At 65.5% G+C, this 19607-nt stretch carries 15 protein-coding genes; 8 read left to right on the plus strand and 7 right to left on the minus strand.

Going from position 1 to position 19607, the window contains the following annotated elements; genetic code table 11:
- Window positions 1-29 precede the first annotated feature (29 nt).
- A complete protein-coding gene (locus FJ973_RS17010; RefSeq protein ID WP_140556845.1) occupies window positions 30-2534 on the minus strand; it encodes a heavy metal translocating P-type ATPase in 2505 nt (834 codons plus the stop codon).
- Between the two features lie 187 nt (window positions 2535-2721).
- Here FJ973_RS17010 and FJ973_RS17015 point away from each other — a divergent pair, with 187 nt between their 5' ends.
- The 5 genes from FJ973_RS17015 (at window position 2722) to FJ973_RS17035 (ending at window position 9728) form a co-directional block, all read left to right on the plus strand.
- Entirely contained in the window at window positions 2722-5523 is a 2802-nt protein-coding gene (locus tag FJ973_RS17015; RefSeq protein ID WP_140512962.1) for a [protein-PII] uridylyltransferase, read from the plus strand.
- A gap of 46 nt (window positions 5524-5569) precedes the next feature.
- Window positions 5570-7177 (plus strand): murein biosynthesis integral membrane protein MurJ, encoded by a 1608-nt coding sequence (murJ, locus tag FJ973_RS17020; RefSeq protein ID WP_140556847.1) that lies wholly within the window; start codon window positions 5570-5572, stop codon window positions 7175-7177.
- Window positions 7178-7349: 172 nt separating this feature from the next.
- Window positions 7350-8417, plus strand: coding sequence for a tryptophan--tRNA ligase (gene trpS / locus FJ973_RS17025; RefSeq protein ID WP_140497129.1), 1068 nt, complete (start codon window positions 7350-7352; stop codon window positions 8415-8417).
- A gap of 103 nt (window positions 8418-8520) precedes the next feature.
- Window positions 8521-9012, plus strand: coding sequence for a universal stress protein (locus FJ973_RS17030; protein WP_140497131.1), 492 nt, complete (start codon window positions 8521-8523; stop codon window positions 9010-9012).
- A gap of 146 nt (window positions 9013-9158) precedes the next feature.
- Window positions 9159-9728 (plus strand): NifU family protein, encoded by a 570-nt coding sequence (locus tag FJ973_RS17035; protein WP_140497133.1) that lies wholly within the window; start codon window positions 9159-9161, stop codon window positions 9726-9728.
- A gap of 147 nt (window positions 9729-9875) precedes the next feature.
- Here the strand turns inward: FJ973_RS17035 and FJ973_RS17040 are convergent, their stop codons facing one another.
- Window positions 9876-10493, minus strand: coding sequence for a L,D-transpeptidase (locus tag FJ973_RS17040; protein WP_140497135.1), 618 nt, complete (start codon window positions 10491-10493; stop codon window positions 9876-9878).
- 223 nt (window positions 10494-10716) lie between these two features.
- Between FJ973_RS17040 and cueR the strand changes: the two genes are divergently transcribed.
- The 3 genes from cueR to FJ973_RS17055 all read left to right on the plus strand — a co-directional run bounded on the left by cueR (window position 10717) and on the right by FJ973_RS17055 (window position 12284).
- Window positions 10717-11136, plus strand: a complete 420-nt coding sequence (gene cueR / locus FJ973_RS17045) for a Cu(I)-responsive transcriptional regulator (RefSeq protein ID WP_140497137.1) — start codon at window positions 10717-10719, stop codon at window positions 11134-11136.
- A 50-nt stretch (window positions 11137-11186) separates the two neighbouring features.
- The gene (locus FJ973_RS17050) at window positions 11187-11606 is read left to right on the plus strand and encodes an OsmC family protein (protein WP_140556849.1); all 420 of its coding nucleotides are present in this window, start codon (window positions 11187-11189) and stop codon (window positions 11604-11606) included.
- Window positions 11607-11783: 177 nt separating this feature from the next.
- Window positions 11784-12284 (plus strand): MmcB family DNA repair protein, encoded by a 501-nt coding sequence (locus FJ973_RS17055; RefSeq protein ID WP_140513550.1) that lies wholly within the window; start codon window positions 11784-11786, stop codon window positions 12282-12284.
- A gap of 242 nt (window positions 12285-12526) precedes the next feature.
- Here the strand turns inward: FJ973_RS17055 and nhaA are convergent, their stop codons facing one another.
- From nhaA to FJ973_RS17090, 5 genes are all read right to left on the minus strand, one after another.
- Window positions 12527-13723: a Na+/H+ antiporter NhaA gene (gene nhaA / locus FJ973_RS17065; RefSeq protein ID WP_140556851.1), complete on the minus strand. Its 1197-nt coding sequence runs from the start codon at window positions 13721-13723 to the stop codon at window positions 12527-12529.
- A 297-nt stretch (window positions 13724-14020) separates the two neighbouring features.
- Window positions 14021-14584 (minus strand): ActR/PrrA/RegA family redox response regulator transcription factor, encoded by a 564-nt coding sequence (locus FJ973_RS17075; RefSeq protein WP_140497143.1) that lies wholly within the window; start codon window positions 14582-14584, stop codon window positions 14021-14023.
- Window positions 14585-14647: 63 nt separating this feature from the next.
- Complete coding sequence (locus FJ973_RS17080; RefSeq protein ID WP_140513548.1) at window positions 14648-15979, minus strand: ActS/PrrB/RegB family redox-sensitive histidine kinase; 1332 nt, start codon at window positions 15977-15979, stop codon at window positions 14648-14650.
- A gap of 72 nt (window positions 15980-16051) precedes the next feature.
- Entirely contained in the window at window positions 16052-18643 is a 2592-nt protein-coding gene (gene hrpB / locus FJ973_RS17085) for an ATP-dependent helicase HrpB (RefSeq protein ID WP_140556853.1), read from the minus strand.
- Window positions 18644-18690: 47 nt separating this feature from the next.
- A complete protein-coding gene (locus FJ973_RS17090) occupies window positions 18691-19581 on the minus strand; it encodes a DMT family transporter (RefSeq protein WP_140556855.1) in 891 nt (296 codons plus the stop codon).
- Between the last annotated feature and the right edge of the window lie 26 nt (window positions 19582-19607).

A 19607-nucleotide genomic window follows, 5' to 3' on the forward strand; every position in this document is an offset into this window, starting at 1 on the left:
TGATCGGGTTTCGTATTTGGGGGATCGGCTCAAAGTTTCAATGTCCTCAGCCGCAACGCATTGGCGATCACTGAAACCGAGGACAGGCTCATCGCCGCCGCCGCCAGCATCGGCGACAACAGCGTGCCGGTCAGCGGATAGAGCACGCCGGCCGCAACCGGCACGCCAAGCACATTGTAGAGGAAGGCGAAGAACAGGTTCTGCCTGATATTGCGGATGGTCGCCTGCGCCAGTGTGCGGGCACGCACGATGCCGTTGAGGTCGCCCTTGACCAAAGTGATGCCGGCGCTTTCGACGGCGACATCGGCGCCGGTGCCCATGGCGATACCGACATCGGCGGCGGCCAAGGCCGGTGCGTCGTTGACGCCGTCGCCGGCCATGGCGACGCCGGCGCCCTTGCCGCGCAATTCCTCGACCAGCGCGCCCTTCTGTTCCGGCAACAGGCCGGCGCGGACTTCGTCGATGCCGAGACTGCTGGCGATCGCGTTTGCCGTGCGCTCATTGTCGCCGGTCGCCATGATGATCCTCAAGCCGCTGTCGTGCAGGGCCTTGATCGCCTCGGCGGTGGTCGCCTTGACCGGATCGGCGACGGCGACGATGCCGGCCAATTTCCTGTCCACGACGACGAACATCGCCGTCTTGCCATCGCCTTGTAGCGCCTCGGCCACGGCCGAAACGGTGGACACGTCGACACCGAGATCACGCATCATCGCGGCGTTGCCGAGCGCGACATTCCTGCCCGAAACGGCACCGGAAACACCCTTGCCGGTGACCGCCTCGAAGCCATTGGCTTCGGCGACCCTTACACCGCGGGTCGCGGCGCCTTCGACAATAGCCTCGGCCAGGGGATGCTCCGAGCCCTTCTCCAGGCTCGCGGCGAGGCCCAGCAATTCCTCCTCCGAAAACCCATCGGCCGCCACGACATCCGTCAGTTTCGGCCGGCCTTCGGTCAGTGTCCCCGTCTTGTCGACGATCAGCGTATCGACGGAAGCGAAGCGTTCGAGCGCGGCGGCCTCCTTGATCAGCACGCCGGCGTGGGCGCCACGTCCGGTGGCGGTCATGATCGACATCGGCGTGGCGAGGCCGAGTGCGCAGGGACAGGCAATGATCAACACCGAGACCGCCGAGACGATGGCGAAGATCAGGCTGGGCGTGGGCCCAAAGATCGCCCAGGCGACAAAGGCAGCGATGGCGACCAGAACGACAGCCGGGACGAAGTAGAAGGAAACGCGATCGGCCAACCCTTGTATCGGCGCGCGCGAGCGTTGCGCCTTGGCGACCAGCTCGACGATGCGCGAGAGCGTGGTCTCGGCGCCGATCCGCTCGGCGCGCATGATCAGCGAGCCATTCTTGTTGAGCGTGCCGCCGGTGAGGGCATCCCCTTCGGCCTTCTCGACCGGCAACGGTTCGCCGGTGATCATCGATTCATCGATGGAAGAGCGGCCTTCGAGCACGGTACCGTCGACCGGCACGGCATCGCCGGGCCGGATGCGCAGGCGCTCGCCGGCCTTGACGCTGTCCAGCGGCACATCGCTCTCGGAACCGTCCTCTCCTATGCGGCGGGCGGTCTTGGGCGCAAGGTCGAGCAGGGCGCGGATCGCCGAGCCGGTCTTTTCGCGGGCGCGCAGTTCCAGCACCTGGCCGAGAAAGACCAGCGCGACGATGACGGCTGCGGCCTCGAAATAGACCGGCACCGCCCCGCCATGGCCGCGGAACTGATGCGGAAAAATGTCCGGGAACAGCGTCGCGACGACGCTGTAGAGATAGGCCGCACCGACGCCGAGCGAAATCAGCGTCCACATGTTCGGGCTGCGGTTGCGGATCGAGTCCCAGCCGCGATGAAAGAACGGAAATGCGGCCCAAAGCACGACCGGGCTTGCGAGCGCCAGCTCGATCCAGACCTTTGTCCGGTCCTCGATCAGGTTCTCGAACGACAGACCGATCATCGGCGCCATGGCGACGATGAGAAGGGGCACCGAGAGCACCGCACTGACCCAGAACCGCCTGGTGAAATCGACCAGTTCGGGATTTGGCCCCTCATCGCCTGTCGGCACGCCCATCGGCTCGAGCGCCATGCCGCAGATCGGGCAGGAGCCGGGCTTGTCGCGGACGATCTCGGGATGCATCGGGCAAGTGTATTGGGTGCCTTTCGGCATCGCTTCCGGCGCCGGTCTGTCGCCGAGATAGGTTTGCGGCGCCGCCTCGAATTTCGACTTGCAGCCGGCGGAGCAGAAATAGAAGCCCTGGCCGTCATGGCGCAGAAAATGCTTTGCCGTGGCGCGGTCCACGCTCATGCCGCAGACGGGGTCGGTGGCGGTCAGGTATTGTTTCGGCTCGGCTTGGAACTTTGTCCGACAGCCTTCGCTGCAGAAATGATAGAGGCGGCCAGCATGCTCCGATACCGGCTTGCCGGCGGCTGGATCGACGATCATGCCGCAAACCGGATCGCGCGTGACGGCGCCGGCATCCACGGCCGCGCCTTTTGCCGCGCAGCAACCACCATGCGCGTGATGATCGTGATCTGAATGCGTCATTTCGAATGCCTCTATCAAACTGCTTCGAGCCGGAGGTAGTCCTTCCAGTAACTGGAAGGTCAAGGACTGGCTTGAATTTTATTGTCGCGGGTGTCCCGCACCATGGAAACGCGTCAACCCGCCCCCATACCCAGCGCCGCGGAAACGCGCTATAGACGCCGCCCAAAAGGCAAGGCCAACCGGTACCATGGCGAAAATCTCCCTGAAGCTCGATGAACTGATCGACGGCGACGCCTTGCGCCGCGAGATGACCGCGCTGACGGCGGCCACGACCGGGGACGGCTCCGGATCGGCCGCCCGCGCCGGGGTTCTCCAGCTTCTCAAGGGCCGGCTCGCCGCGGGCCGCAAAACAGCCGAGGCCATGCTGAAGCAGGATGGCGGCGGCAATGCCTGCGCCGAGCGGCTGTCGCATCTGATGGATGAGCTGATCCGGGCGCTCTACGATTTTGTCGCGACCCATGTCTACCGGGTAAAGAACCGGTCGGTGGCCGAACGCATGGCCGTCGTCGCGGTCGGCGGCTATGGGCGCGGCACGCTGGCGCCGGGATCCGACATCGACCTCCTGTTCCTGTTGCCCTACAAGCAGACGCCGTGGGGCGAACAGACAGTCGAATACATGCTCTACATGCTGTGGGACCTCGGGCTGAAGGTCGGCCACGCGACCCGCAACATCGAGGAATGCCTGCGGCTGTCGCGCACCGACATCACCATCCGCACCTCGATCCTGGAAGCGCGCTTCCTGTGGGGTGAGCAGAAGCTCTACGACGAACTGATGCTGCGCTTCGACCATGAGGTGGTGCGCACCACCGGACCGGAATATGTGCAGGCCAAGCTCGCCGAACGCGACGAGCGCCATGCCAAGGCCGGCGAAAGCCGCTATCTGGTCGAGCCCAACGTCAAGGACGGCAAGGGCGGCCTGCGCGACCTGCAGACGCTGTTCTGGATCGGCAAATATTTCTACCGGGTGCGCACCGGCGAGGAGCTGGTCGAGAAGGGCGTCTTCACGCAGGCCGAATACCGCGAGTTCCAGAAGGCCGAGGATTTCCTGTGGGCCGTGCGCTGTCACATGCATTTCCTCACCGGCAAGGCCGAGGAGCGGCTGCATTTCGACATCCAGCGCGAGATCGCGGAGCGGCTGGGCTACACCACGCATCCCGGCCTGTCGGCGGTCGAGCGCTTCATGAAGCACTATTTCCTCGTCGCCAAGGATGTCGGCGACCTGACCCGCATCTTCTGCGCCGCGCTCGAAGAGGAGCAGGCCAAGCATGTGCCGGGCTTCAACCGCATCTTCCTCACCTTCCAGCGCCGCAAGCGCAAGCTTGCCGGCACGTCGGATTTCATCGTCGACAACCACCGTATCAACATCGCCGACGACCAGGTGTTCGAGCGCGATCCGGTCAATCTGCTCAGGCTGTTCTGGTTCGCCGACAAGCACGGGCTGGAGTTTCACCCCGACGCGCTGAAGCTGCTCACCCGCTCGCTCGGCCTGGTCAACAAATCGCTCCGGCGCGACGAGGAGGCCAACCGGCTGTTCCTCGACATCCTGACCTCGGACCGCAACGCCGAGCTCAATCTGCGCCGCATGAACGAGGCGGGGCTGCTCGGCCGGCTGATCCCCGATTTCGGCAAGATCGTCGCCATGATGCAGTTCTCGATGTACCACCACTACACGGTCGACGAGCATCTGATCCGCTGCATCGGCGTGCTGGCCGAGATCGAGCGCGGCGACGGCGAGAAGGTGCATCCGCTGTCGCATTCGCTGATGCCGGGACTGAGAAAGAGCCGCGAGGCGCTCTACGTCGCCGTGCTGCTGCACGACATCGCCAAGGGCAGGCCGGAGGACCATTCGGAAGCCGGCGCCCGGATCGCCCGGCGCATCTGCCCGCATATGGGACTTTCGACCACCGACACCGAAACGGTGGCCTGGCTGGTCGAGAACCATCTGGTCATGTCGATGACGGCGCAGACGCGCGATCTCAACGATCGCAAGACGATCGAGGACTTCGCCTCGATCGTGCAGTCCGTCGAGCGGCTGAAGCTGCTTCTCATCCTCACCGTCTGCGACATCAGGGGCGTCGGACCGGGCGTCTGGAACGGTTGGAAGGGCCAGTTGCTGCGCACGCTGTACTACGAGACCGAACTGCTGCTCACCGGCGGCTTCTCGGAAGTGTCGCGCGCCCAGCGCACGGCGGCGGCGCGCGAGTGCCTGGCCGAAGCGCTCGCCGGCTGGCCCGACAAGATCCGCAAACGCTATGTCGGCCTGCACTATGAGAATTACCTGCTGACCGTCGACCTGCCGGACCAGCTTCGCCACGCCGAATTCATCCGCGAGGCGGATGCGTCCGGCAACAAGCTTGCCACCATGGTCAAGACGCACCAGTTCGAGGCGGTGACCGAGATCACCGTTTTGGCGCAGGACCATCCGCGCCTGCTGTCGGTGATCGCCGGCGCCTGTGCGGCGGCCGGCGGCAACATCGTCGACGCGCAGATCTTCACCACCTCGGATGGCCGCGCACTGGACACGATCCTGATCTCGAGGGAGTTCGACCGCGACGAGGACGAGCGCCGGCGCGCCGAGCGCGTCGGGCGGCTGATCGAGGACGTGCTGTCGGGCAAGAGCTGGCTGCCGGAGATGATCGAGAAGCGCACCAAGCCCAAGCGCGGCGCCAAGGTCTTCCGGATCGCGCCGCGCGCCGAAATCCGCAACACGCTGTCGAACCGATTTTCGGTGATCGAGGTCGAGGGGCTGGACCGGCCGGGTCTGTTGTCGGAGATCACCGGAACGCTGTCCGACCTGTCGCTCGACATCGCGTCGGCCCACATCACCACCTTCGGCGAAAAGGTGATCGATACGTTCTATGTCACCGACCTCACCGGCCAGAAGATCGACAGCCCGTCACGCACCACCACCATCCGTAACCGGCTGACGGCGACGCTCGAGGGCACGGCCTCCGAACGCGGCAGCAGGACCAGGGCCGCCGCCGAGTGAGCGCCACCATCACTTTGTCCCAATCGCGCAGGCAGTCTCCAAACGCATGAGCCTCGTCAAGAAATTCGCTACGGTCGCTTCCGGCACGCTGATGAGCCGCGCGCTCGGTTTCGGCCGCGAGATGCTGATGGCGGCAGCACTGGGCACCGGGCCGGTGGCCGACGCCTTCAACGCCGCCTTCCAGTTTCCCAACACCTTTCGCCGGCTGTTCGCCGAAGGCGCCTTCAACGCCGCCTTCGTGCCGCTGTTCGCCAAGGAGATCGAGACGCACGGCACCGACGGCGCCAAGCGCTTTTCAGAGGAAGTGTTCGGGGTGCTGTTCACGGCGCTGCTGGCGCTGACCATCGCCATGGAACTGGCGATGCCGCTGATCGTGCGCTACCTGGTGGCGCCGGGTTTCGCCGACACGCCGGGAAAGTTCGAGACGACCGTCACTCTGGCGACGATCATGTTCCCCTATCTCATCTGCATGTCGCTGGCCGCCATGATGGCGGGCATGCTGAATTCGCTACGCCGCTATTTCGCCGCGGCGATCGCGCCTGCCTTTCTCAACATCATCCTGATCAGCGTGCTTGGCTATGCCTGGTATCATGGGCTGGATGCGCATGCCGTCGGCTTCAGCCTGTCCTGGGGCGTTCTGGCGGCGGGCCTCGTGCAGCTCGCCATCGTCTGGGTGGCGGTTCGCAACGCCGGCATCTCGATCGGTTTCCGCCGGCCGAAGATGACGCCGAACGTGAAGCGGCTCCTGATCCTGGCGCTGCCGGCGGCGATCACCGGCGGCATCACCCAGATCAACCAGCTGATCGGCACCGCCATCGCCTCGGCGCAGGACAGCGCCGTCTCCTCGCTCGCCTATGCCGACCGCGTCTACCAGCTGCCACTTGGCGTGGTCGGCGTCGCCGTTGCGATCGTGCTGTTGCCGGAACTGTCGCGGGCGCTGAAGTCGGGCAATCTGATCGAGGCGGCCAATCTGCAGAACCGCTCGGTCGAATTCACCTTGTTCATGACCTTGCCGGCTGCGGTGGCGCTCTGGGTCATGTCTGAGCCGATCGTGCGGCTGGTCTATGAGCGCGGCGCGTTCGCCGCCAACCATTCGACGCCTGTCGTGGCGGCGATCCTGGCGATCTTCGGGCTCGGCCTGCCGGCCTTCGTGCTGATCAAGGCGTTCACCCCGGGCTATTTCGCCCGCGAGGACACACGCACGCCGATGATCTTCGCCGCCATCTCGGTGGCGGTGAACGTCGCCACCGCGCTGACGCTGTTTCCGAGGATGGGCGCGCCCGGCATCGCCGTGGCCTCGGCGGTGGCCGGCTGGGTCAACGCGCTGATGCTGCTCGGGGTGCTGATCCGGCGCGGCCATTGGGGCCGCGACGTGCCTCTTTTGAAGCGCATTCCGCGTCTGGTGCTCTCGGCGGCGGTGATGGGCGTCGCCCTCTATTTCGCCGAACACTGGCTGAGCGCCAGGCTCGGCTCCGGCTCGCCGCTGGTCGTCAAGGCGACGACGCTGCTGGGGCTGGTGGCCGGCGGGGCGCTGCTCTACTTCGTCACGGCCTTTGCCAGCGGCGGCGCCGATTTCGGCATGATCCGCCGCAATGTGAAGCGCGGCTCAGGCAAAGCGACACCACCAGCCGTAAACGCCGAGCTGGACGAGTAGGCCGGGCAGCCCGACTGCAATAGCAGTCTTGATCGCAGCGTCATGTTCGTCCATAAGCGCGCCGTCGCAAGACTTTCGCCGCACGCGGTTTCCAGCCGCGTGATTGGCTCCGAAAAGTCTGCAACTTTTCGGAATCACGCTTATACGGCCCTCCACAAGCCACGAGGAAACCATGTCCGCCTTCAAGCCACTCGTCTTCTCCGGCGTCCAGCCAACCGGCAATCTGCATCTTGGCAACTATCTCGGCGCCATCAAGAAATTCGTCGCCCTGCAGGAGACGTCCGACTGCATCTACTGCGTCGTCGACCTGCATTCGCTGACGGCCCAGCTGGTTTATGACGACCTCAAGGACCAGACGCGCTCCATCACCGCGGCATTCCTGGCCTCCGGCATCGATCCGAAGAAGCACATCGTGTTCAACCAGTCGCGGGTGATGCAGCACGCCGAGCTCGCCTGGATTTTCAACTGCGTGGCGCGCATCGGCTGGATGAACAAGATGACGCAGTTCAAGGACAAGGCCGGCAAGGACCGCGAGAACGCCTCGCTCGGCCTGCTTGCCTATCCCTCGCTGATGGCAGCCGACATCCTGCTCTACCGCGCCACCCATGTGCCGGTCGGCGAGGACCAGAAGCAGCATCTGGAACTGACGCGCGACATCGCCCAGAAATTCAACAACGACTTTTCGGACCGCATCGCCGGTCTTGGCGTCGGCGTCGAGATGCAGGTCGGAGAGGAAATTGTGAACGGCTACTTTCCGATCACCGAGCCGGTCATCGGCGGGCCGGCGGCGCGCATCATGAGCCTGCGCGACGGCTCCAAGAAGATGTCGAAGTCGGACCCGTCGGATCTGTCGCGCATCAATCTGACCGACGATGCCGACGCCATCTCCAAGAAGATCCGCAAGGCCAAGACCGATCCGGAAGCCTTGCCGAGCGAAGTGGACGGCCTCGCCACCCGGCCGGAAGCGGAAAACCTGGTCGGCATTTATGCCGGTCTTGCCGACATATCGAAAGAGGCGGTGCTGAAGGAGTTCGGCGGCCAGCAGTTTTCGGTGTTCAAGCCGGCACTGGCCGACCTGGCAGTCGAAAAACTGGCTCCCGTCGCCGCCGAAATGCGCCGCATTTCCGATGACCGCGCCTATGTCGACGCGGTACTGCGGGACGGCGGCGAGCGCGCCGGCGTGCTGGCCGAAGCGACGATGAAGACGGTGCGCGACATCATCGGGCTGCTGCAGGACTGATCCGCATCCTTATGCCCCGCACCATACCGGCCAAAGACCGGCGGCTTGCCGCCGGTCAGCCGCAGTGGCAGATTGCGGCCGAAATGACATCGAGTAAATAGACATGGTCTCCAAACGCCTCAGCCGCGAAGCCGGACATCGCCGGAAGTTCCTGGCGATCATCGACGATACGCCCGAATGCGAGCGCGCCGTCGCCTACGCCTCGAAGCGGGCGCTGAGCACCAGCGGCGTGCTGGTGCTGCTCTATGTCATCGAACCGGACGATTTCCAGCACTGGCTGGGCGTCGAGAAGATCATGCGCGAGGAGGCGACCGCCACCGCACGCACCGCGCTCGACAGCTATGCCAACAAGGTGCGCCAGAAGCTCGGCATCGAACCGGAGATGGTGGTGCGCGAGGGCAAGCCCACCGAAGAGATCCACAAGCTGATCGAGGAAGACCAGGATATCGCCATCCTGGTGCTGGCGGCCGGCGCCGGCAAGGAAGGGCCCGGGCCGCTGGTCGGCGCCGTGGCCGGCAAGGGCGCCGCCTTCCCTATCCCGGTGACCGTGGTGCCGCAAAACCTGTCGGACGAGGAGATCGACAGCCTCGCCTGAAGCCCGCCAGGGATTTCGATCCCCAGCCAGCAAAAACATTCCGCCAGCCAGCCGTTCGGGCGACGCGTTTCGCTTGAATGTCCAGCCGATAGAGCTTATTTAGAATTATTCCAAACTATCTGCCCGAGACGGGCACGGAGACGGCCATGTTCATCCAGACCGAATCGACGCCAAACCCGGCGACGCTGAAATTCCTGCCCGGCAAGGAAGTGCTCTTGGAAGGCACCGCCGATTTCCGTGATGCCGACAGTGCGGCGACGGCCTCGCCGCTGGCCGGCCGGCTGTTCGAAATACCGGGCGTCACCGGCGTCTTCTTCGGCTACGACTTCATCACCGTGACCAAGGACGGGCCCGACTGGCAGCATCTGAAGCCAGCGATCCTGGGCGCCATCATGGAGCATTTCATGTCCGGCGCGCCTGTCATGGCCAATGCCGGCCCGGCCGCGGAGACCAGCCAGACCGGCGAGTTCTACGACAAGGCCGACGAGGAACTCGTCATCACCATCAAGGAGCTGCTCGACACACGGGTGCGCCCGGCAGTGGCCCAGGATGGCGGCGACATCACCTTCCGCGGCTTCGAGAACGGCACCGTGTTCCTGCACATGAAGGGCGCCTGCGCCGGCTGCCCGTCATCGACGGCGACGCTGAAGCACGGCATCCAGAACCTGCTCCGCCACTTCGTTCCCGAGGTCCAGCAGGTCGAACAGGTCGCCTGACCGTTCGCCTTCGCCGAAGGGGCGACGATTCTCAAATGCAAGCAACAAAAAACCGGGCCGAATTGCCCGGTTTTTTGTTGGGGACGTCCGTTGTTGCCTAGACGGTCCGCGTACGAACGGTTTTGACCATGAACCTCGCGGTCACGGTCAGAGAACGATGACCTTGGCGCCGACCTCGGCGCGATCGTAAAGGTCGATGATGTCCTGGTTCATCAGCCGGATGCAGCCCGACGACATCGCCTTGCCGATCGAGTTCCATTCCGGGCTGCCATGCAGGCGATAGCCCATGTCACCGCCCTTGTTGAACAGGTACAGAGCGCGCGCGCCGAGCGGGTTCTTCAGGCCCGGCTCCATGCCGCCGGCGAACTTGGCGAGTTCCGGCTGGCGCTTGATCATCTGCGATGGCGGCGTCCAGGTCGGCCATTCGCGCTTGATGGCGACATGGGCGGTGCCATGCCACTCGAAGCCCTCGCGGCCGACGCCGATGCCGTAGCGAATTGCCCGGCCGTCACCCTCGACGAAGTAGAGGAACTTGTTCTGCGTATCGACGATGATGGTGCCCGGCTTTTCCTTGGTGTCGTAGTTCACCTCCTGCCGGTGATACTTCGCGGGCACCTTTTCGATCGGGATGCGCGGCAGTTGGTAGCCGGCGTCGGTCACCGCGCCATAGTCGTTGGAGAATATCTGCCCGCCAATGGTGCTGCAACCGGCGAGTGCGGTGGACAGCGCCAGTGCGGCAATTACTGCAAGCGACTTCATGCGCATGAGGTGATCCGTGCCCCGCCAAACATCCGCGGCACGAGTCGGCCGCTTTCTTGCCATCATTCATGCTGGCATTTGCTTTGCTTGCCAAGTACGCGATGCCTATATGCAAGACCTCACCTGCCGGTAAGCCAGCAACTGCGGCATTTCGGCAACAGCCTTCACCGGATTGTGAAGGAAATTCAATGGCCATGACTCTCGGGCCAGCAGGAATCGAGGAACAACCATGAATGTCGGCGACGCCGCCCAGCGTTCCGGTCTGCCAGCCAAGACCATCCGCTACTATGAGGAAATCGGCCTGATCGCGCCTGCGCGTGCCGGCAACGGCTATCGCGACTATTCGGGCGACGACATCCATCGGCTGACCTTCCTGCGCCGTGCCCGCAACCTGGGCTTTTCCATCGACGATTGCCGCCAGTTGATGGCGCTTTACCAGGACCGCAGCCGCGCCAGCCACGACGTGCGCGAGATCGCCACCGCCCATGTCAGGGCGATCGAGGAGAAGGTGCGCGAGCTGCAGTCGATGCGATCGACCCTGCAGAAGCTCGTCCAGGCCTGCCATGGCGACGACCGGCCGGACTGCCCGATCATCGATGACATTGCGGGAACCGCGCCGCTCGGCGATAAAGCCGTCACGGTCGCATAGATCCGTGCCGGCCAGGCCCGACGCCTCTCGGCTACGGAGGGAGGATGCCGATGGCCTCGATGACTGTCGAACTGCACAATGTCGAAGGCACCGAAGCCGCCATGGGCTGGGCCGGCGGCCACACGATCGTCGTCGACCGGGCCGAGGGCAAGGCCGGCGGCATGGGCCTGGGCTTCAATGGCGGCCAGCTGCTGGCGCTGGCGATTGGCGGCTGCTTCTGCAACGACCTTCGCTATGTCGCCGACGAGATCGGCGTGAAACTCGGCAGGATCGCCGTCTCGGTGAGGCTTGATCTCGACGGCAAGCCCCTGCTGGCGACCGCAGCAAGGATGACGGTTTCCTGCGAGACCTTGGACGGGTCCGATCCCCAAAGGATCATTGACCGTGCCAGCGCGGTTTCGACGGTCAGCAACTCGTTGCGCCAGGGCGTGCCGGTTACGATCGAAACGACGGGGCCTGGTCGCTCATAAACGCCAGGACTTCTCCCGCGCCGTAGGTCGTCCCGCCACGTTCACCCATCACGGAAAGTGAAGGTGGCCATACGGTTCTCCGTGCCTGCTCATGCCATCGAGCACCCATTGATTTGGGTGGCCACCAAATGAGCGGTACGGGTTCAAATCGTGAACAAAATCTGGCATGGTCCCGTCATGCCAATCATCTCACCGATTCCCCTGAACCCGCTCATCGATGGCCGCCAGTCTGAACGCGCCATGCTGGTGCGGCGCGGGGTGCAGCGGCTGCTCCGCGAAATGGGCGCGCATGTGCTGCCCGAACTGTCCCTGGCGACCGGCCGCCGCGCCGACCTCGTGGCGCTGACCCGCCAGGGCGACATCTGGATCATCGAGATCAAGTCCTCGGTCGAGGATTTTCGCGTCGACCGCAAATGGCCCGACTACCGGCTGCACTCGGATCGCTTCTTCTTCGCCACCCATCCCGGCGTGCCGGCGGAGATTTTTCCCGAAGAATGCGGCTTCATCCTCTCCGACGGCTATGGCGCCGAGATTTTGCGCGAGGCGCCCGAGCACCGCATGGCGGCGGCGACACGCAAGGCGCTGATGCTGCGCATCGCGCGGGCCGGCGCGGCGCGGCTGCTGGCGGCGGAACTCGCCGGAGTGGCCGTGCCGGCGCTGGAGGGGGAGAGCGAATAGGCTGACAGGCAGGAGATAGAACGCAACCGACGGCGCCGCCCCTCATTGTCCTGCCGGACATTTCTCCCCGTATAGAGACGGGGAGAAAGGTGCTGTCATCGGCGATTCGCCAACTTATGGAAGAAAACGCCAAGGGGTCGCGTCACCCCTTCTCCCCGTCTCTATACGGGGAGAAGATGCCGGCAGGCAGATGAGGGGCAGCGCGACCTCGAAAAGAGTGCATTGAAGTCGCTGATACGCCCCTACTCCTCGCTTTCATCCACCTCAGTCGCCGCCGGCGCCATCAGCAGGACCGCCGCTCCGAGCAGCGCCGCGACCAGGGAGCCGGAGAGAATGCCGACCTTGACCGCGTCCTGCAGCGCCACGTCGTTGGCGAAGGCGAGCAGGCCGATGAACAGGCTCATGGTGAAGCCGATGCCGCACAGCAGCGAGATGCCGATCATGTGCAGCCAACCGGCATGGGCCGGCAGGTCGGCGAGACCGAAGCGGATGGCGAGCGCGGAGGAACCGAACACGCCGACCAGCTTGCCGACGACGAGGCCGGCGGCGACGCCGAGCGTCAGCGGCTCGAACAGCGCGCCGACGCTGAGGCCCGCCAGCGAAACGCCGGCATTGGCGAAGCCGAAGATGGGGATGACGACGAAGGGCACTATTGCGTGCAGGCCGTGCTCGAGCCGGTGCAGCGGCGAATGATCGAGATCGTGTTCGATGCCGGCGGTGCGTTCGAGCGGAATGGTCAGGGCCAGCGCCACGCCGGCAAGCGTGGCATGCACGCCCGACTTCAGCACCAGCACCCACAGGATCGCGCCGAGCACGAGGTAAGGCACGAGGCTCATCACCCGCATGCGGTTGAGCACGACAAGCGCGGCGATCACCGCGAAGGCGGCGCCCAAATAGGCAAGCGACAGACCGCTGGTGTAGAAGATCGCGATGATGATGACCGCACCGAGATCGTCGATGATGGCAAGGGCGGTGAGGAATATCTTCAGCGAGGCCGGCACGCGGCTGCCGAGCAGCGACAGCACGCCGAGCGCGAAGGCGATGTCGGTGGCGGTCGGGATCGCCCAACCGGACAGCGCGCCCGCGTTGTCACGGTTGATGGCGACATAGGCCAGCGCCGGCACCACCATGCCGCCGGCCGCCGCGATGCCGGGCAGCACCCTGCGCGGCCAGGTCGAGAGCTGGCCGTCCAGCATCTCGCGCTTGATCTCCAGGCCGACGAGCAGGAAGAACACCGCCATCAGTCCATCATTGACCCAATGCGACACGCTGAGCGGGCCGAGATAGGCGTGGAGGACGGCAAAATAGGTTCCGGAGAGCGGTGAGTTGGCGACGATCAAGGCCAATGCCGCCGCTACCATCAGCATGATGCCGCCGGCCGCCTCGCTGTCGAGAAATTCGCGCAAGACGGAAACCGGCCGCTGTTTCAAGTCCCGCATTTCACCCTCCGTTATGCCGCCTGTTCGGCAGGCTTATTGTCGAGGCCGGCGGCGCCCCTCATTGCCCTGCCGGGCATTTCTCCCCGTATAGTGACGGGGAGAAAGAGGCTGGCCGCAGCGTCGGCGCCTTTTTGCAACGCTGGTGGTTAGCGAAATCGGCGATGACAGCGCCCCTCTCCCCGTCACTATACGGGGAGAGGATGCCGGCAGGCAGGTGAGGGGCGGCGCCGAGTTCGACAATTGGATGCTTCCCCGTAAGCAGAAACCGGTCCGAAGGAATGCTCAGCACATCGCGCTCTAGCGCGGCGCGCGCTTGGCCAGGATGCGCTGCAGGGTGCGGCGATGCATGTTGAGGCGGCGCGCGGTCTCGGAGACGTTGCGCTCGCACATTTCGTAGACACGCTGGATGTGCTCCCAGCGCACGCGGTCGGCCGACATCGGATTTTCCGGGGGCGCGGCGCGCTCGCCGGCCGTGCGGGTTAGCGCGGCAAAGACGTCGTCGGCGTCGGCCGGCTTCGACAGATAGTCGACGGCGCCGAGCTTCACCGCCGTCACCGCGGTGGCGATGTTTCCGTAGCCGGTCAGGATGATCGCGCGGGAATCCTCGCGCTTCTCACGGATGGCGGCCACGACGTCGAGGCCGTTGCCGTCGCCAAGCCGCATATCGACCACCGCGTAGGCGGGCGGATTGGCGCGTGCCTTGCCGACCGCCTCCTCGACGCTCTCGGCCGTTTCGACCACGAACCCCCTGGTTTCCATGGCGCGGGCCAGACGGGTCAGGAACGGTTTGTCGTCGTCGACGATCAGAAGCGAGGTGTCCTCGCCCTCAACCATTGCGCCACTGTTTTCATCGCCTGTCATCGTCTTGAAATTCCTGCTGCCTTAATTTTACGCAGATATAGTTTTGCGTGGCGATTGTCCAATTTACGCGGTGTCAAACATCGTCGCGGGCGCCGATTCCGGGTTCAGGAAAACATTTCTGGGCCATGAAATCCGTACCATGGCGCCCTCGCCCAGTCCGCTCGAATTGCGAAAGTCGAGCGTGGCGCCCGATCGCTCGAGCAATGTCTTGGCGATGAAAAGGCCCAGCCCCAGCCCGCCGCCGGCCTCCGTGCCCTGGCGTGTCGACATATAGGGCTCGCCGATGCGGTCGATGATCTCGGGCGGAAAGCCGGGACCGTCATCGATGATCGAGAAGGTGACGGTGGCCTCGTCCCAGCTCCAGCGCACGGTGACGCTCTCGCGGGCGAAATCGACGGCGTTCTCCACCAAATTGCCAAGGCCGTAGATGACGCCGGGATTGCGGCGCCCGACCGGCTCGGGGCCGCTGCGCTCGCCGGGCCTGAGCTTGATCGAGATGCCGAAGTCGCGGTGCGGCGCGGTGACCTCCTCGACCAGCGAGGTCAAAGGCAGGCGGGACAAATGCGCCTCTCCCTCGGACGACAGGCTGGTCAGGCGCTTGAGGATCTCGCGGCACCGCTCGCTCTGGGAGCGCAGCAGCGTCACATCCTCCCCGTATTTCGCGTCCTTGCCGAGCGCCTTTTCCATCTCCTTGGCGACCAGCGTGATGGTGGCGAGCGGCGTGCCGAGCTCATGCGCGGCGGCGGCGGCCAACCCGTCGAGCGCCGACAGATGCTGCTCGCGCTGGAGCACCAGTTCGGTGGCGGCGAGCGCATTGGCCAGCAGGCGGGCTTCCGCGGCCACGCGGAAGGCGTAAATGGCGGTGAAGGCGATCGAAGACAGCACCGCCATCCACATGCCGGCAACATAGATGAAGGGCATCGCCAGCGGCGCGCCTTCATGCCAGGGCAATGGCAAGTGGAAGAAGACCAGCAAGGTCGCCGCCGTCATCACCAGCCCCCCAAGCACCGCGGTCAGGCGCAAGGGCAGCGACGTCGCCGAAATGACCACGGGCACCGTCATCAGCAGCGAGAACGGATTGGTAAGGCCGCCGGTCATGTAGAGCAGGCCGGCAAGCTGGAGGCTATCAAAGATCAGGATGCCGAAGGCCGCGAACGGCGTGAGCCGGTGCGCGGCCGGGAACCGAAAGGCAAGGAGCAGGTTCATCCAGGCCGAACAGGCGATCAGGGCAAAGCACAGGCTGACCGGCAGTGGGAATTTCAGGCCGTAGGCGACGAAAAGCACCGTCACGCTCTGGCCGACAATGGCAAGCCAGCGCAGCCGGATCAGCGTGTTGAGGCGCAGTCGCTGGCTCTGCTGGAAGTCGGGAGAACGCAATACATTGATCATGGCCATGAAATACAGCCGCGAAGCGGCGAGCGCTAGGTGGATGACGAAGCGATGGCGTTTGCGCCAATCGCCAAGCAACTACGTCCCGCGCGGCTTGGCGCGGCTGGTGGCGGCGGCGAGCAGCGGATTTTCCGGCCACACGTGCTTGGGATAGCGACCGCGCATGTCGGCGCGCACATCGGCCCAGGAGCCGCGCCAGAAACCGGGCAGGTCGCGCGTCGTCTGGATCGGCCGGTGCGCGGGCGACAGCAGTTCGAGCGTCAGCGGCACGGTGCCGCCTGCGATTGCAGGGTGCCGGTCGAGGCCGAACAGTTCCTGGACACGAACCGCCAAAACGGGCCATTCGCCGTCATAGCGGATCGGCACGCGACTGCCGGACGGCACGTCGAAATGGGTCGGCGCAAGCGCGTCGATCCGGCGCTGCAAATCGTGCGGCACAAGCGCCGTCAGCCCGGCCGGGACGACACCCGGATCGATGGCCGAGAAGGATGCGGCACCCGACAGGAACGGCAGCAGCCAGTCGTCGAGGCGATCGATAAGTGCCGTGTCGGACATATCGGGCCACGGCGCCCCAAGGCCGCGATGCAGCCAGGACAGGCGCTGGCGCAGCGTCTCGGCCTCCTTGCTCCAGCTCAGCAGCGAAAGTCCATGTTCGCGCAAGGCGTCAAGCATGGCGCGGTCGGCCTCATTGCCGGTTGGCGGAGGCAGCATGCGCTCGGCCAGCGTGATAGCGCCGAGGCGTACGGTTTCGCGCACGCGCACGGCGCGGCGCTCGCGATCGAAGCTCGTTTGCCTGCGGGTTTCGATCCTGTCCGCCAGTGCTGAACGAATATCGTCCTCGCTGATCGCCGCCGCCGCCGTGATGCGCGCATTCTGCGCCTTGCCCTGCAGATCGGCGACAACCAGAAACGCCTCGCCGGCAAGCGGATCGGCAGCATCGAGCATGGCACCGGAGCCGTTGGCCAGCACGAAACGCCCGCGCTCGCCGCGCGCCTTGGCGACCCGGTCCGGCCAGGCATGGATGAGGAGAGGACCAGCGCTGCCACCCTCCCCCTTGTGGGGAGGGTCGGCGCGTAGCGCCGGGGTGGGGGTGCGGCGCCAAAGCCCCCCGCCCCGCTCCGCTTCGCGGATCGACGTTCCGGGGCGAGCCACGGGTCTCGCCCGTCCTTCGGACCCCCATAAGGGGGAGGGTGAAGAGGCCTGCCTCGCCAGGCGTTCGGCGAGTTGCCGCGCGGCGGTGGCGCGCGGCGATCTTTCCTGGCGAAAGCGCATCAGCCGGCGTTCGAGATCGGCGCCGTCACCGCCCAACCCGCGCTCGGTCAGCAGCACCGCGAGCATGGCCGCCTCGCCGGCATGGCCGCCGCGGGCCGCCTCGGCGACCATATGCGCCAGCCGCACCGGCAGAGCGAGCTTGCGCATCGCGGCGCCCGCTTCCGTCAGCCGCCCCGCCTCGTGGACGGCGTCGAGCGCGCGCAGCAGCGCCCTTGCCTCGGTGAGCGCCGGGGCCGGCGGCGGATCGAGGAAGGCCAAGCTCGTCGGATCGGCGACGCCGAAGGCGGCGCAGTCGAGCAGCAGGCCGGAAAGGTCGGCCTCGAGGATTTCCGGCGGGGTGAAGGCTGGAAGCGACGCCGTCTGTTCGGCGCGCCACAGTCGGATGGCGACGCCGGCCTGCGTGCGTCCGGCACGGCCGGCGCGCTGGTCGGCGGAGGCCTTGCTGGCGCGCACCGTCTCCAGCCGCGTCAGGCCGCTGGCCGGCTCGTAGCGCGGCAGCCGCGACAGGCCGGAATCGATGACGACCCGCACGCCGTCGATGGTGATGGAGGTCTCGGCGATCGACGTAGCCAGCACCACCTTGCGGCGGCCCGCCGGCGCCGGCCTGATCGCCGCGTCCTGCGCCTTGCCGTCGAGCATGCCGTAGAGCGGCACGATATCGGTGTCGGCGCCGACCCTGCCGGCAAGCCGCTCGGCGGTGCGCTCGATCTCGCGCTGGCCGGGCAGGAAGGCAAGCACGCTGCCGCTTTCGTCGGCAAGAGCGTCGCGGATCGCCTTCGCCATGGCATCTTCGATTGCAGTGCCGGGCGGCCGTTCATCGTAGCGGATGTCGACGGGAAAGGCGCGGCCCTCGCTTTGGATCACCGGCGCGCCGGACAACAGCTTCGCGACTCGGGCGCCGTCCAGCGTCGCCGACATCACCAAGACGCGCAGGTCCGGCCGCAGCGCGCCTTGCACGTCGAGCGCCAAAGCGAGGCCGAAATCGCCGTCGAGCGAGCGCTCGTGGAATTCGTCGAAGATCACGGCCGAGATTCCGGGCAGTTCGGGATCGTCAAGGATCATCCGCGCCAGCACACCTTCGGTGACGACCAGTATTTTTGTCCGGGCCGAAGTGCGGTTCTCCATGCGCATGGCATAGCCGACGGTGGCGCCGGGCTCCTCATCAAGCAATTCGGCCATGCGGCGGGCGGCGGCGCGGGCGGCGAGCCGGCGCGGCTCCAGCAGCACGATCTTGCCCGTGCCCAGCCATGGCGCATCGAGCAGCGCCAGCGGCACCAGCGTCGTCTTGCCGGCGCCGGGCGGCGCCACAAGCACGGCGCCGTTGCCGGAGCCGAGCGCATGGCCCAGCGCCGGTAGCACGGCGGATACCGGAAGCTCCGGCAAGGCTTTTGTCGTCATCGCGCCCGCATATCAGCGCTCGTGGTCGCCATGCAACCGCATCCAGATCAAAGCCGGGTGCGCGAAAACGGGTTCCAGCGCACCGTGCCCAACCGTACTTCCTCGCGCACCATGGTGAGCAGGCCGGACCCGCCGACGACCGCGAGGCCGACCAGCGACAACCAGTCAGGATATTCCCGGAAGAACAGCGCACCGAGGATGACCGCCCAGACCATCTGCGAGTAATGCGTCGGCGCGATCCGGTTGGCGGGCGCGTATTTGACGGCCAGCAGCTGCAGCAATTGTCCGCATGCGGTGAAGGCGCCGGCCATTATCAGCCATGCAAGCTGCCTTGCGTCGGGAAGCGTGAACGAGGTAGCGGCGATGCCGATGCCGTTGAACAACAGGCCGTAGCCGATCAGCACGCCGAGCATGGTCGTGCGCTTTTCCTGCTTTGCCAGCGAGCGCATCAGGATGACGCTGGCGGCTGCCAGAAAGGCCACGCCAAAGGCGGCGAGGTGTCCAAGATTGAGTTCGCGAAACCCCGGTAGCACCACCAACATGACGCCGGCAAAGCCGGCGACCACCGCCAGCCAGCGCCATGGACCCACCTTTTCCTTGAGGACGACCGTGGAGAGGATGGTGACGCAGAGCGGCGCCAGGAAGACGAGCGCGTAGACTTCGGCCAGTGGAATGGTGGTGAAGGCATAGACGCTGAGCACGCCCGAGGCGATGCCGGCCCAGGCGCGCGCCTGCACCGCCCAGGGTCGTTTGGTGCGCCAGAAATCACGCCAACGCTCGTCCGCCGGCCGGGTGAAGAAGAGAAAGCAGCCGGCAAACAATATCGAGAAGAAACCGATCTCGAACACCGTGAACTGCCCACCCAGGCTTTTGACAACGGCATCGCTGCCCGAATAGCTTGCATAGGCGATCAGGGCGAGCAGGATTCCGTTCGTCACGTTTTTCCATTTCCGGGGAGAGAAGC

The sequence above is a fragment of the Mesorhizobium sp. B2-1-3 genome (genome assembly GCF_006442495.1).
In the GTDB taxonomy this organism is placed as follows: Bacteria; Pseudomonadota; Alphaproteobacteria; order Rhizobiales; family Rhizobiaceae; genus Mesorhizobium.

What these genes read in the sequence shown, in the direction of transcription:
- FJ973_RS17035 (WP_140497133.1), top strand. Translation starts at nt 9,159, where the DNA reads ATGTTCATCCAGACCGAATCGACGCCAAACCCGGCGACGCTGAAATTC.
- FJ973_RS17055 (WP_140513550.1), top strand. Translation starts at nt 11,784, where the DNA reads ATGCCAATCATCTCACCGATTCCCCTGAACCCGCTCATCGATGGCCGC.
- FJ973_RS17050 (WP_140556849.1), top strand. Translation starts at nt 11,187, where the DNA reads ATGGCCTCGATGACTGTCGAACTGCACAATGTCGAAGGCACCGAAGCC.
- nhaA (WP_140556851.1), bottom strand. Translation starts at nt 13,723, where the DNA reads ATGCGGGACTTGAAACAGCGGCCGGTTTCCGTCTTGCGCGAATTTCTC.
- FJ973_RS17075 (WP_140497143.1), bottom strand. Translation starts at nt 14,584, where the DNA reads ATGACAGGCGATGAAAACAGTGGCGCAATGGTTGAGGGCGAGGACACC.
- cueR (WP_140497137.1), top strand. Translation starts at nt 10,717, where the DNA reads ATGAATGTCGGCGACGCCGCCCAGCGTTCCGGTCTGCCAGCCAAGACC.
- FJ973_RS17010 (WP_140556845.1), bottom strand. Translation starts at nt 2,534, where the DNA reads ATGACGCATTCAGATCACGATCATCACGCGCATGGTGGTTGCTGCGCG.
- hrpB (WP_140556853.1), bottom strand. Translation starts at nt 18,643, where the DNA reads ATGACGACAAAAGCCTTGCCGGAGCTTCCGGTATCCGCCGTGCTACCG.
- trpS (WP_140497129.1), top strand. Translation starts at nt 7,350, where the DNA reads ATGTCCGCCTTCAAGCCACTCGTCTTCTCCGGCGTCCAGCCAACCGGC.
- FJ973_RS17015 (WP_140512962.1), top strand. Translation starts at nt 2,722, where the DNA reads ATGGCGAAAATCTCCCTGAAGCTCGATGAACTGATCGACGGCGACGCC.
- FJ973_RS17030 (WP_140497131.1), top strand. Translation starts at nt 8,521, where the DNA reads ATGGTCTCCAAACGCCTCAGCCGCGAAGCCGGACATCGCCGGAAGTTC.
- murJ (WP_140556847.1), top strand. Translation starts at nt 5,570, where the DNA reads ATGAGCCTCGTCAAGAAATTCGCTACGGTCGCTTCCGGCACGCTGATG.
- FJ973_RS17040 (WP_140497135.1), bottom strand. Translation starts at nt 10,493, where the DNA reads ATGCGCATGAAGTCGCTTGCAGTAATTGCCGCACTGGCGCTGTCCACC.
- FJ973_RS17080 (WP_140513548.1), bottom strand. Translation starts at nt 15,979, where the DNA reads ATGGCCATGATCAATGTATTGCGTTCTCCCGACTTCCAGCAGAGCCAG.